This is a genomic window from Glutamicibacter sp. PAEs-4 (assembly GCF_051161755.1).
Taxonomy (GTDB): domain Bacteria; phylum Actinomycetota; class Actinomycetes; order Actinomycetales; family Micrococcaceae; genus Glutamicibacter; species Glutamicibacter nicotianae.
On the sequence record NZ_CP195017.1, the window covers coordinates 1482654 to 1495730 of the forward strand.

Annotated in this window: 6 protein-coding genes and 5 pseudogenes; 7 read left to right on the forward strand and 4 right to left on the reverse strand. The window is 55.7% G+C overall.

The features are described 5' to 3' along the window. The first annotated feature begins 123 nt into the window (after positions 1 to 123). From wecC to serA, 3 genes are all read left to right on the forward strand, one after another. Positions 124 to 1407: a UDP-N-acetyl-D-mannosamine dehydrogenase gene (gene wecC, locus ACR9WD_RS07020; protein ID WP_434923047.1), complete on the forward strand. Its 1284-nt coding sequence runs from the start codon at positions 124 to 126 to the stop codon at positions 1405 to 1407. Beyond that, the gene (wecB, locus tag ACR9WD_RS07025; RefSeq protein ID WP_066137834.1) at positions 1400 to 2599 is read left to right on the forward strand and encodes a non-hydrolyzing UDP-N-acetylglucosamine 2-epimerase; all 1200 of its coding nucleotides are present in this window, start codon (positions 1400 to 1402) and stop codon (positions 2597 to 2599) included. Before wecC ends, wecB begins: the two co-directional genes overlap by 8 nt. Before the next feature lie 460 nt (positions 2600 to 3059). Further along, positions 3060 to 4655 carry a phosphoglycerate dehydrogenase gene (gene serA, locus ACR9WD_RS07030; protein WP_434923048.1) on the forward strand — a complete coding sequence of 532 codons (1596 nt, stop codon included), beginning with the start codon at positions 3060 to 3062 and terminating at the stop codon, positions 4653 to 4655. Between the two features lie 771 nt (positions 4656 to 5426). On the opposite strand, the pseudogene ACR9WD_RS07035 reads toward serA, so the two are convergent. After that, positions 5427 to 6760: pseudogene (locus ACR9WD_RS07035) on the reverse strand (IS1380 family transposase). Positions 6761 to 7168: 408 nt separating this feature from the next. Here ACR9WD_RS07035 and ACR9WD_RS07040 point away from each other — a divergent pair. Further along, positions 7169 to 7948, forward strand: a complete 780-nt coding sequence (locus ACR9WD_RS07040; RefSeq protein WP_434923049.1) for a CatB-related O-acetyltransferase — start codon at positions 7169 to 7171, stop codon at positions 7946 to 7948. A gap of 545 nt (positions 7949 to 8493) precedes the next feature. Continuing rightward, a pseudogene (locus tag ACR9WD_RS07045) lies at positions 8494 to 8904 on the forward strand (helix-turn-helix domain-containing protein); the annotation flags it as partial. Here the strand turns inward: ACR9WD_RS07045 and ACR9WD_RS07050 are convergent. Together ACR9WD_RS07050 and ACR9WD_RS07055 are read right to left on the reverse strand one after the other, a co-directional pair. Then, positions 8876 to 9169, reverse strand: a pseudogene (locus ACR9WD_RS07050) (integrase core domain-containing protein); the annotation flags it as partial. The pseudogenes ACR9WD_RS07045 and ACR9WD_RS07050 sit on opposite strands and share 29 nt — an antisense overlap. 4 nt (positions 9170 to 9173) lie before the next feature. Beyond that, complete coding sequence (locus tag ACR9WD_RS07055; protein WP_321171420.1) at positions 9174 to 10565, reverse strand: IS30 family transposase; 1392 nt, start codon at positions 10563 to 10565, stop codon at positions 9174 to 9176. On the opposite strand from ACR9WD_RS07055, the gene ACR9WD_RS07060 reads away from it, so the two are divergent. Then, the gene (locus ACR9WD_RS07060; RefSeq protein WP_434923225.1) at positions 10523 to 10774 is read left to right on the forward strand and encodes a hypothetical protein; all 252 of its coding nucleotides are present in this window, start codon (positions 10523 to 10525) and stop codon (positions 10772 to 10774) included. The genes ACR9WD_RS07055 and ACR9WD_RS07060 overlap by 43 nt on opposite strands. On the opposite strand, the pseudogene ACR9WD_RS07065 reads toward ACR9WD_RS07060, so the two are convergent. Next, positions 10664 to 11547 (reverse strand): annotated as a pseudogene (locus ACR9WD_RS07065) (IS3 family transposase); the annotation flags it as partial. The gene ACR9WD_RS07060 and the pseudogene ACR9WD_RS07065 overlap by 111 nt on opposite strands. A gap of 78 nt (positions 11548 to 11625) precedes the next feature. On the opposite strand from ACR9WD_RS07065, the pseudogene ACR9WD_RS07070 reads away from it, so the two are divergent. Continuing rightward, positions 11626 to 12577: pseudogene (locus ACR9WD_RS07070) on the forward strand (IS1380 family transposase); the annotation flags it as partial. Positions 12578 to 13077 lie beyond the last annotated feature (500 nt).

Here is a 13077-nt window from a genome sequence, read left to right on the forward strand (position 1 = left end):
ATCGCTCCATAAGTTTAAAGATGTGAAACGGAACAACGGGATTGTTCCTATTTACAGGAAAATCAAACTGGAGCGGTAGGCGATCTGCAACTAGCTCCCTCTAATGAGTAGGAAGTCATCGACGTGACTGGCATTAAAGAAGTATCCGTTATCGGCTTGGGCTACATCGGGCTGCCGACCGCCGCAATACTCGCCGCTAATGGAATTCGGGTTCATGGCGTTGATGTCAATGAACGCAACGTTGTCGCGGTTAACAATGGTGAAGTGCCGTTTGTAGAACCGGAGCTCGGTGACTTCGTGGCACGTGGCGTGCAGGCTGGCATGCTGTCCGCAAGTTTGGAGAACAAGGCTGCCGATGCATACATTCTGGCCGTGCCAACTCCCTTCAATGATGACTACTCGGCTGATCTCAGCTACATCGAAGCTGCAGCGGATGGCATCGCTCCACTGCTGACCGGTGATGAACTGGTTATTCTCGAATCGACGTCACCTCCGGGTACCACCGAGCATCTGGCCCGCCACCTAGCGGCCGCACGTCCAGATTTGGACATGGATCAGCTTCTGGTCGCCCACTGTCCTGAGCGTGTCTTGCCGGGGTATGTCATGAAGGAATTAGTGACCAACGACCGAATTGTTGGTGGCATGACTCCAAGGGCCGCGGAGCTAGCCAAGAAACTCTATGAGACGTTCTGCAAGGCAGAAATTCTTACTACAGATGCCATCACTGCTGAGATGTCGAAACTCGTCGAGAACTCCTACCGCGACGTCAACATCGCCTTCGCAAATGAACTGTCCACAATCTCTGACAAGCTGGGTATCAATGTATGGGAACTCATCGAGTTGGCTAACCACCACCCGCGAGTTAATATTCTGCAGCCGGGCCCAGGAGTTGGCGGTCACTGCATCGCAGTCGACCCGTGGTTCATCGTTGCCGCAGCCCCAGACGAGGCGCAACTGATTCGCCAGGCACGTGTCACTAATGATGCAAAGCCGCACTGGGTGATCAGTAAGACTGAGGAATTGATGTCCAAGGCTGGCAATCCAGTCGTTGCGCTCCTGGGACTGGCATTCAAGAAGAATATTGACGACCTTCGCGAGTCTCCGGCACTGCAGATTGCGCTGGCCTTGGCTAAGAAGAATCCTGAAACGCGATTTGTCATCTCTGAGCCTAATGTTGAGGTGCTGCCGGCAACATTCGCGGTCATGGGGAATGTTGAATTGGCAGACCCGGATGCTGCTATCGAGCAGGCCGGAACCGTCGTACTGCTGGTAGACCATGACGAGTACGCCGACGTCCAGCCGGCACAACTTAAAGGCAAACAGGTCATCGATACCCGTGGACAGTGGCGTTTCTGCGATCAGGGAAATATCGATGTGCATGAAGTACGGGAGAACATCCATGCCTAAGAAGATCATGCCGATTTATGGCACCCGTCCAGAAGCAATCAAAGTTGCGCCGATTGTCAGCGCGTTGAAGAATAGCGACCAATTTGACTGCGTAGTAACGGTAACGGGACAGCACCGGGAAATGCTGGATCAGGTAAACGCCTTATTCGATATCACTCCTGATTACGACTTGGATATCATTGAACCTCGCCAAACCCTGAACGGCGTGCTGACCAAGACGATCAAGGGCCTGGACGATGTACTTGAACGCGAAAAGCCGGATGCAGTGATCGTGCAGGGAGATACCACGACGTCAACAGCAGGCGCATTGGCCGCGTTCTACCGTGGCATCCCTGTCATTCATGCCGAAGCAGGTCTGCGAAGCCATGACCTGTACTCGCCGTTCCCGGAAGAGGCCAACCGCAAACTTACGAGTCAGCTGGCCGCATTGCATCTGGCGCCCACACGTGTCAGTCGCAACAATCTGGTTCGCGAAAATCTGAATCCGGAAGACATCGTGATCACCGGTAACACTGTGATTGACGCGTTGCTGACTGTAGTGGCGAAGCGTGTAGCTTTTGAAGATCAGAAACTAGAGGAGCTGGTGGCCAGCGGCAAGCGTATCGTGCTGGTGACCACGCACCGTCGCGAAAATCAGGGCGAGCCAATGCGGCGTATAGCCCGGGCGCTGGCTAGTCTCGCCCAGGCCGAGCCGACCGTGGAGTTTGTTTTGCCACTACACCGGAACCCGGTAGTCCGCGAGGCGTTGCTTCCAAGCATCGATGGCATTCAGAACATTACGTTGACTGAACCACTGAGCTACGGTGAATTCACTCGAATGCTGGATGCCGCTAATGTCGTGCTCACGGACTCCGGCGGTGTCCAAGAAGAAGCGCCAAGCCTGGGCAAGCCGGTTCTGGTCATGCGAGAAAACACGGAACGACCAGAAGCCGTGTCTGCGGGAACCGTGCGACTCATCGGCACGGACGAACAACGCATCGTGGATTCAGTAAGCCAGCTGCTCAATGACCCGAGTGTTTACGCAGAAATGGCCAACGCAGTCAACCCATATGGCGATGGGCTGGCCGCAGAGCGTACTGTTGCCGCGATTGCAGAACTTCTTGGAATTGGTGCGCGTATAGGTGAATTCGGAAGCGTCGATTACGATGAGGCCGAAGCTAAAGGGGCAACCAAGCGACGTTTGGTAGCTTAGATCTTGCAATAGCACTTAGCTTGAAGCTCCACAGAACACCGGCAAACCCCATCAAATGGGGCAGCCGGTGTTTTGTCTATTAAGCAACGAGACTGGCTAGCAAGATCTTAGCGGCAATTCAACAATCCCGGCAATCGAGGCGATGGCGTCCTGGGCCTAAAAGTGAAGAACGATCAATAGCGGCACAGGATTTAAACCAGGCCTCCGCATAGGCTCAACAAGCGTGAAGAATCTGCTAACGAAATGCCGAACGGGTGCAATAATTGACGCAGGCATCTGTGTGCTCGTCACAGTCTATCTAATAAGTGAAAGTTTTCACAAAGTCAGGTTTTCCTTGCGTAACATGCGTGAATTCAAGGGAAAACGGGGGATGCATAGCGCTACTCTTGAAATGAAAGCAGCGATTAACAGCTGCTTTCATGCAAGCATCAGCCCAAGAAATCGCAAAGGTGCCACACCCGTGTCTGACAACAAGCCAATCGTACTTCTGGCCGAACAACTCTCCCCAGCAACCGTTGCTGCCCTCGGCCCCGACTTTGAAATTCGTCAGACCGACGGAGCCGACCGCTCCCAGCTGCTCGAAGCCATTGCCGACGTAGACGCAATCCTCGTGCGCTCCGCCACCCAGGTAGATGCAGAGGCAATCGCCGCGGCAAAGAACCTGAAGGTCATCGCTCGCGCCGGCGTGGGCCTGGACAATGTGGACATCAAGGCAGCCACCCAGGCTGGCGTCATGGTAGTCAACGCCCCAACCTCCAACATCATCTCCGCTGCTGAACTGACCGTGGGCCACATTGTGTCCCTGGCACGCCGCATTCCTGCAGCCAATGCATCGCTGAAGAGCGGCGCATGGAAGCGCAGTTCCTTCACCGGCGTTGAGCTCTTCGAGAAGAAGGCCGGCATCATCGGTCTGGGCCGCATCGGTGCACTCGTTGCCGCGCGCCTGCAGGGCTTCGGCATGGAGATCGTTGCCTATGACCCATACGTCACCCCGGCCCGTGCCGCACAGCTGGGTGTCACCTTGCTGACTCTGGACGAACTGCTGGCTGAAGCCGACTTCATCACCATCCACATGCCGAAGACCCCGGAAACCCTGGGCATGCTGGGCAAGGAAGCCTTCACCAAGATGAAGAAGTCCGCCTACGTGGTCAACGTGGCCCGCGGCGGCCTGGTGGACGAAGACGCACTGTATGAAGCATTGAAGAATGAAGAAATTGCCGGTGCTGGCATTGACGTCTTCGTCAAGGAGCCAAGCACCGACCTTCCATTCTTTGAATTCGACAATGTCACCGTGACCCCGCACCTTGGCGCTTCGACCGACGAAGCACAGGAGAAGGCTGGCGTTTCGGTTGCCAAGTCGGTCCGTCTGGCACTGGCCGGCGAATTGGTTCCAGATGCTGTGAACGTAGCAGGAGGCGTCATCGATGAGAACGTCCGCCCTGGCATCCCGCTGATCGAGAAGCTGGGCCGCATCTTCAACGCTTTGGCTTCCGGCTCGCTGACCAGCATTGATGTTGAAGTCGCCGGCGAAATCGCTGCGCTCGATGTCAAGGCTCTGGAGCTCTCGGCGCTCAAGGGTGTCTTCATGGACGTGGTTTCGGATCAGGTGTCTTACGTGAACGCACCGGTCCTGGCTGAGCAGCGTGGAGTTGCTACCCGTCTGATCACCACCCCAGACTCGCCTGAGTACCGCAACCAGTTGACCATCAAGGGATCCACCAATGAAGGGACCCAGCTTGCCGTGGCTGGCACTCTGACTGGCCCTAAGCAGATTGAGAAGCTGGTGGGCATCAACGGCCACGAGATCGAAATCCCGATTTCCGATCACATGATCGTCGTTCGCTACGCGGATCGTCCAGGTGTTGTCGGCGCGCTCGGCAACGTGCTGGGGGAGCAGGGCATCAACATCGCCGGCATGCAGGTGTCGCGCGATGAGAAGAAGACTGAAGCGTTGGCTGTTATCAACATCGATTCCGCGTTGCCGCAGGGTGTGTTGGACATTGTTGGTGCTGCCATCGGTGCAAGTGTGGCCCGCGAGATCAACCTCGCTGACTAGGGACTACCTGGCTATTCGGGGAATCGAATGACCACGGACACACTCTCACGTGCAATTCGAACCGCCATATAATTGTACGCACTTTTATTCGTAGCCCGTTTACGGATTCTTTGGATCTGTGGACGGGCTGCGTCCGTAAAAATCTCTATTGGTTATTGCCGAGTCTGAGATTCCCCTGCAGTGTTAGTTCGAGTCACCTCAATTTTATTCACTGGAATTCTGTCCTCGAAGTATTCCAAGTGACATTATTTCGACGTGCCAGTTGGGGCAGAAGATACCGTCGGACTGCTTTTTAACTTGGCTCAAAAGACCATCACCTACGCTTCACTAGGTGCGTGCATCAAAAAGATCCACCTGCCGAGGGCTCTTTACCGATCGGTGCTAGTCAATTACAAACCTCGGTAAAAAGGGTACACAGCCGTGGATATCTTTACGGAAAAACATGATTAGGTCACTAGCCCAGGTTTTTCATTACGGCTCCGACGGCCACCGAAATCCATTCCCAAGAGATTCCCGGTGGCCGTCGCCGCCTCTTGTCGGCGGAAGTTGAAAACTGAACATTTTCGGAACCCGAAAAATGAACAGTTAACCCAAATTTTCATGAGGACTCTGCCGGCCGCCAAGATCCGATACCAAGCGGTTCTCGGCGGCAGTTCCTGACTCTACCCACGCCAAATAACGCCTTGACGCACCGGCGCTGGGTGCCAGACTCCACTTGCCTGGATTGTAAGGACCTTTCGAAACCAAAGAAACAACAGGACAACCACCAGATCAGGCAGCCCGCTCGCCGTGGCGCCATCGCTGGAACAACGAGTCGATGCCCTCATTCAATTGGCATAACAGCCGCGCTGCAGGCGCTTTGCCTGGAATCAGCAGCCGGCGTTGCCGGCCGCCAGAGACAATTTTCCCTGCCATCGAGAACAGCCGGTATCGCCACCGCTTCATATCCCAGCAGCCTGCCGCATGGCCACCAGGCAGCGCAGCAAGTTGCAGCCACGACACCAAATTCAGCGCGAACATCGCCAGATCAGCCCACGCCTGGTTCGCGGCAAAAGACCAATACGGCAGCTTGCCCAACCCCGTGCTCTTCAGCGTCTTGATCCGGTTTTCGCACCGGCCACGGGCTCGGTGCCGGGCATCGATGAACGCCACGTTGAACCGCGGGCTGTTGGTCAAGAATGCAGTCACCCTATTCCCGTCGGTATCGAACAAGGTCGCTTTCGCTCCGGGGTCTTGGAGGGTAGTCCTTCAGCTCGATCACCTTGGATGCGTCGATCACCCACGCATCATCCCGCTGATCCCCGTCAGCGCTCAGCGCTGGTTCCCAGTATTTCTTCTCATCGATCCACCGGATGAACCGCTCCTTGATGACCGGTAGCGAATACGGGGTGGAGAATTGGATCCCCAGCGAATCCAGGTAGTGCAAGAACTCGCGGGAAGAGCCTGCGCTATCGGTGCGGACCAGGATCTTCTCTCCATACAGGTTTCCGTGCTCGTCGTAGAAATCATCAGGCAGCTGGACCAGCGCTTGGTTGAGCACCTCGATATGGGATTTGGCTGAGTTCGCGCCCCGGTTTCCCGGGCGCAGGTGCACGGCGAGGACTTCTCCGGTTCCATTCGTCTTGCCGTTGTCAGCCATCGCGATCATGGGCGCGAAACCGTATCCGCCTTTATACGTTCTTTATACGTTCCTGCGCTGGATTCCGTGGCCCGGCGGCAGCCCAAACTTTGGAGCGAAGGTAGCGGGTCATGGTGGCGAAGCCATAGGCGAAAGCGTCTGGTTGTTCCTTGATCCGGCTCATGAATCGGCTGATTGTGGCATCAGACGCTACGGGTCCGAAGAGTTCTGGTGCGGCTCGAAGCTGGTCAACATCTGTGGCTTGCTCGCCGCCAGCCGCCAAGGACAGGGCCAGCGCGCCAAGGATCTTTCCTGGACGGTGGGTTGCGGTGGCTGGCACGAACTGGCTGAACCGGTCCTCGCAAAGCTGGCGGAAGTCCAGGGCGTTCAGAAAGCTGGTGAGCACCGACAGCCCAGCGTGGGAGACGAGGGTTTGGCTGGTGAGTTGGGTCGGGATGGCAGCGAAAACGTGGGTAGAATGGTGCACAGAAAAGGTGACCCTTCGATCTGGTGATTTAGAGCTTCAGCAACTCCTATTTTTCCAGTTCAGGTCACCTTTTCTTCTTTTAAGTCAGTTAATGACTGCTGTCTTCATGAAATGCCCGGGTTAACTAGTATATATTACGCAAGCCTCTTAGTGAGTTGCAGCTGTTTACACATGGACGGAACACATTAAATCGGGTTAAATCGGGCTCATAAATCTCAATCCTATGGGAGCATCTTTCATTAGTGACCTATTTCTGCCCGCGCATTCGGGCAAAATCGAGTCACGCGACACCAGGCGTTACCTATAAGCCGTTTGTGACGCTGACCACTCTGAAACACCTGGTCCCAAGCATTAGTCGGCTTAAGGAGGTGTTTACTAGCAAGATTTCCTCACGCTAGACTGGCTCTTATGGAGAGCGTAAAAATCACGTCATCATTCCTCGATGCTCTATATAGAAATACCATTCTATTAAAATATAACAGCCCTGCGCCAGCAAATGGTTTGTACGGCTGGCTCAAAGAAGGAAGTGAGCTTAAACTTCGTGTACCTGTAACAATAGAGCAAAACGTCGGCCTCTTCGGCGGACCATATAAGCCAATGATCGGTGGTTATAAAGGTACGGGCTTTGCCACTGTTGGAGCGTTCACCTACAGTTATTCTGCCCTCCCCGAAGGAATACAAATTGGCCGGTACTGCTCCATTTCAAACGGGCTCCGCTTCATCGATTCCAGTCACCCATTGGATGCTCTTTCTTCATCAGCTATGTTGTTTCGGCGTAGAAATAATCTCTATAACGAGTTCTTCACCGACGCCTTACATGAATATGCAAAGAGTTACTCGGCGGCAACTCTAAGTTACCCAAAAATCGGCCATGACGTTTGGATCGGTTCCAACGTTACAATGTCTCCCAAAATTTCCGTTGGGACAGGTGCAGTTTTAGCCGCTAATGCCACTGTGACTAGAGATGTTCCAGCTTATGCAATAGTTGGAGGTAATCCAGCTAAGATCATAAAATACCGTTTCGATGAGAAAACAATCGATAATTTATTGGCTAGCGAATGGTGGGATTACCATCCCCAAGATGTCTTCTCCTCCGTCTCGAAAGACTTTTCTGGACTATTTAATAAGATAAAAAGTCGTCAGATTCGTAAATTTGATTATAAATCTTTCTCGCTGAAAGACTTGTAATTGGATTATTTCTGTTGCGACTTGTCAAAGTAAAGCAAAACGACTCAACAAGTTGTCACAACTAAGCTAAACTTCGACTAATCAATCCCTTGAGTACGGCATAGAGATCCATTTCGTCTCCGGCCTACCCATCGGTTGAATTACGTTTTTCGAATGAAGTGGCACTATTTTATGGTTCATTAAATAGTGTATCTTTTGATTAATAAAAGGCTTCCCTTGCGGGCCGTTGCACCGCTCCCCAGAAGTTGGACTGAGTAAGCAGAACTACATCCAGGGAGCAGCTCCACAAGCACACGCAGCACTTTATGTGCCTGATTGACCGTGGCATCTTTAGATACGCAATCGCTTCATCACCGAACACTGTGATACGGCGTTGTTAAATCTCAAATGTTTTGTATCGGGACTTCGGTGACAGTTCTGCATCAACACATCGGTGACACTTCCACGATTAAAGTGGTAACACTTCACCCAAATCCTTAACCGAAGAAACCACACAGCCCGCCCCATGGCATCAAGCCATGGGGCGGGCTGGTGAACTGGTATTCGTGAAAAATGATCCAGTTGACCCGACGATACGCCTTGCCATCGCTCGATGGCCAGACGACGCACCCAGAGGAGCTGTCTCCGCGTTCTGCACCGAACACGAAATCAGCCGCAAAACGTTCTGCCAGATCCTGAAACGAGCCCGCACCGAAGGGCAAGCCGCGGCGTTGGAACCGCGGTCCCGACGCCCGAAAACCTCACCCAACGCCACCACCGAAGCCCTGAAGGATCAAGCCGTGGCTATGCGCGAATCCCTGGAAAAGTCCGGCTGGGATCACGGCCCGATCAGCGTGCACGACAAGATGGTCAAACTCGGCATGCAAGCCCCGTCGGTCGCCGTGTTGGCACGGATGGGTCTGCTGAAGGTTTGGTTGACACCAAGGTTTATGCTGCCAGAGCGACAGACTCGATCATTCTAGCCTCGAACTGAACCGGGGTCAGTTTCCCCAAACGTCGTTGCTCACGCTTGCGGTGATACTTCCCCTCCAACCAGGTCATGATCGCCAATCTCAGCTCCTGACAGGTCGTCCACCAGCGCCGGTCCAGCACATTCTTCTGCAACAGACTGAAAAACGACTCCATAGCTGCATTGTCACCGGCTGCCCCGACCCGGCCCATCGAACCGACCAGCCCGTGACGTTCGAGAGCCTGGGTGAATTTCTTAGACCGGAACTGGGCGAGTTCAACCAGTCGTTGCAACACCGAGCTGTTGAATTGAGTGTAGCTGCTCTTCGAACACCTCGGCAGGAGTACGCCAGCCAAGTACTTTTCGGGGCCTGTTGTTGAGTGCGAGGGCGACGGCTTCGAGGTCCGCAGCTGTCCAGCGAGCGAGGTCTGTGCCTTTCGGGAAGTATTGGCGCAGCAACCCGTTGGTGTTCTCGTTCGTGGGCCTCTGCCAGGGTGAGTGCGGGTCAGCGAAGAAGACTTTCGTTCCAGTGTCGATCGTGAACTGGGCATGTCCGGAGAGCTCCTTGCCTCGATCCCAGGTCAGTGTTTTGCGGAGCTGTTCGGGTAGGCGCGTCATCGATGTGGTCAGGGCGAGGTTCATCGCATCGGCACCGTATCCTCCCAGCGATGGGCCGTGCTTCACTGGTGGGCTCATGCCCCACCCTTCGAGCCGCGGCAGGTGCACCAGCAGGGTGGATCGACTGTGGCGTTCGATGACCGTGCCGATCGCTGATCGGCCTGTGCCGATGATCAGGTCACCCTCCCAGTGACCGGGAACCGTGCGGTCGGCGGCTTCTGCCGGACGCTGGCTGAGGACGACATCGGCGGTGACATGCCCCTGCGGCTTGTTCTGCGACCGCGCCCGCGGCTTGCGCAATGCGCGTCCGGTGCGCAGACAAGCGACCAGCTCGCGCTTGAGCGCGCCACGGCCCTCAATGAACAATGACTGGTAGATCGCTTCGTGACTGATGCGCATGGACTGATCATCGGGGAAGTCGATCCGCAGCCGGTGAGAGATCTGCTCCGGACTCCACGCCGTAGTCCATCGACGATCCTGCCGGTGCGGCTTGTTGCGGCCCTTCCAGTGCGTCGTCGCCGGCCCAGCGACGACGGTTCCGTCTGCGCGGGTCACTGATCCATCGAGGCGTTCTTGGACGTACTCACGAAGTCGATCGTTGGCGACGAGCTTGGCGACTTTCGGTCGCTTGGCCGACTGCTGCGCCTTCCACTGAGCGACCGTGGCACGGTACTCGAGTGTGCCGGCACGAGAGGCAGCGTTCCGACGCAACTCTCGTGAAATCGTCCCCGGATCCCGCCCCAGAGTGCGGGCGATCTGCCGGACTCCGGTTTCTTTGGCGCGCAGGATCGCGATCTGCTCTCGCTCCTCGAAAGACAGGTAGCGTCCAGACGGTTCTGCCATATTGATCGGTGCCATGCCGCCAGCATGACGAAACCAGCGCGTCCCCACAGGAACCGACACGCCGACCGCTAACGACGCTTCCGCTGTCGTAAGACCCGTCGCGATCGTCCGCCAGAACTGGCGCTGCACCACCCGAGAGGGATCCGGCCTCCCCGGAGAACGCATTGCCGGTCGAAGCGCACGATCTGCGCGCCACTGCCGCCGCATACCCGCCGGAACGTCACTGGTCTTCCTACTCCAGTCCCCTGTCGCCATTGCTGAACACCTCCATGGTTAGGGTGTTGCGACGACCGATAGAATTCGCCCTGGCTGCCGCGGTCACTGTGGACCTTGACTCCACGTGGGTAGCCACGGTGCGCAACTGCCATTTCCACGACATTGACGGCCAGATGGGCCTTCATCCGCGAATCCATTGAATAGCCAATGATCCGGTTACTGAACACGTCTTTGATCGCACACAGGTACAGCTTTCCTTCGCTCGTGTGGTGCGAGGGTGTTATCGGTCAGCCACAGCTGGTTAGGCTGCTCGGCGGTGAAGTTCCGCTGCACCAGGTCATCATGCACCGGTGGACCAGCTGGTGAGTACTTACGCTGGCGTTTGCTGATCACTGAACGGATCCCTGCCTTGCGACATAACCGCCAGACCCTGCGCTCGGAAACTTGGTATCCGGCGTCTTCCAGATCATCGGCCAGCACACGGTACCCGCCTTCTGGATCTTCCTCGTGAAGCTCATGCAGCTTGCCGATCAGCTCCTGCTCTTCGATTTCCCGGGCAGAGACAGGGTTCTTCAGCCACTTGTAGTACGCCTGGGTGCTGAACCCCAAACCCGGCACGTCACCGCCACAGGAATATGTTTCCTGCCTGTTCGAGCGGCTAATTCTTGGACGAGCGGGCCCATTATTTTGGGGAACGAATATGCGACTGGGAAAGGTAGGCTGCGGCCTTGCGCAGCACCTCGTTCTCCATTTCTAATTCGCGGATGCGTTTGAGCGCTTGGGACATTTCCTTGCGTTCGTCAGCATCAGAGGCTGGGGTCATTCCGTGGGATTGGTAGCGGGCATCGCGGACCCAAGTTTGCAGGGCTGTCTTTGAGACTCCCAGATCCGCGGAGACTTGCTTCTGGGACATTCCCGATTCGGCGAGAGCGACTGCGTCCTTCTTGAATTCTTCGGTGAAGATTCTTGGCATGGTTTATATTCCTTCGTTTGAGCATAACCATAGCTGGGTTATGCGGTCAAAGTGTCAACCAAACCTTCAGCAGACCCTGCCTCCTTGGTGCACGTCCACTCCGACAAAGAGAACAGTGCTGGTACGTATAAAGGCGGATACGGTTTCGCGCCCATGATCGCGATGGCTGACAACGGCAAGACGAATGGAACCGGAGAAGTCCTCGCCGTGCACCTGCGCCCGGGAAACCGGGGCGCGAACTCAGCCAAATCCCATATCGAGGTGCTCAACCAAGCGCTGGTCCAGCTGCCTGATGATTTCTACGACGAGCACGGAAACCTGTATGGAGAGAAGATCCTGGTCCGCACCGATAGCGCAGGCTCTTCCCGCGAGTTCTTGCACTACCTGGATTCGCTGGGGATCCAATTCTCCACCCCGTATTCGCTACCGGTCATCAAGGAGCGGTTCATCCGGTGGATCGATGAGAAGAAATACTGGGAACCAGCGCTGAGCGCTGACGGGGATCAGCGGGATGATGCGTGGGTGATCGACGCATCCAAGGTGATCGAGCTGAAGGACTACCCTCCAAGACCCCGGAGCGAAAGCGACCTTGTTCGATACCGACGGGAATAGGGTGACTGCATTCTTGACCAACAGCCCGCGGTTCAACGTGGCGTTCATCGATGCCCGGCACCGAGCCCGTGGCCGGTGCGAAAACCGGATCAAGACGCTGAAGAGCACGGGGTTGGGCAAGCTGCCGTATTGGTCTTTTGCCGCGAACCAGGCGTGGGCTGATCTGGCGATGTTCGCGCTGAATTTGGTGTCGTGGCTGCAACTTGCTGCGCTGCCTGGTGGCCATGCGGCAGGCTGCTGGGATATGAAGCGGTGGCGATACCGGCTGTTCTCGATGGCAGGGAAAACTGTCTCTGGCGGCCGGCAACGCCGGCTGCTGATTCCAGGCAAAGCGCCTGCAGCGCGGCTGTTATGCCAATTGAATGAGGGCATCGACTCGTTGTTCCAGCGATGGCGCCACGGCGAGCGGGCTGCCTGATCTGGTGGTTGTCCTGTTGTTTCTTTGGTTTCGAAAGGTCCTTACAATCCAGGCAAGTGGAGTCTGGCAGCCAGCGCCGGTGGCTTCGGCGCTCTTTGGCGTGGACAGAATCAGGAACTGCCACCGGGAATACTTGGTACGGGATTCCGGTGGCCTCCGGAGCTCTGACGAAAATTCTGGGTTAATCGTCGCTTAACCTCCTAGTTACTCAGGTCCTCGGCGTTACGTTTCACCACATACACTTTCGTCCTTGGTCTTGAGATCATTTGTCCTTGGCAACGACGTACACAGAGTCGTTCACCTTCCCGTTTACGTCGCCAGCCGGTCCCCAGGCGAATGCACGCCGGACTGGCATTCGCCGACATCGGGGTGGTACAGCTACTGAATGGCTCATTATATCTGGCAGATCTTCGTATCAAGGAACAACCGGATGTTCCGCTCCAAGAGAGGAACATCGGCCGGGACGTGGAGAGCTGATCGAGCAATTCGAACCGTTCGAC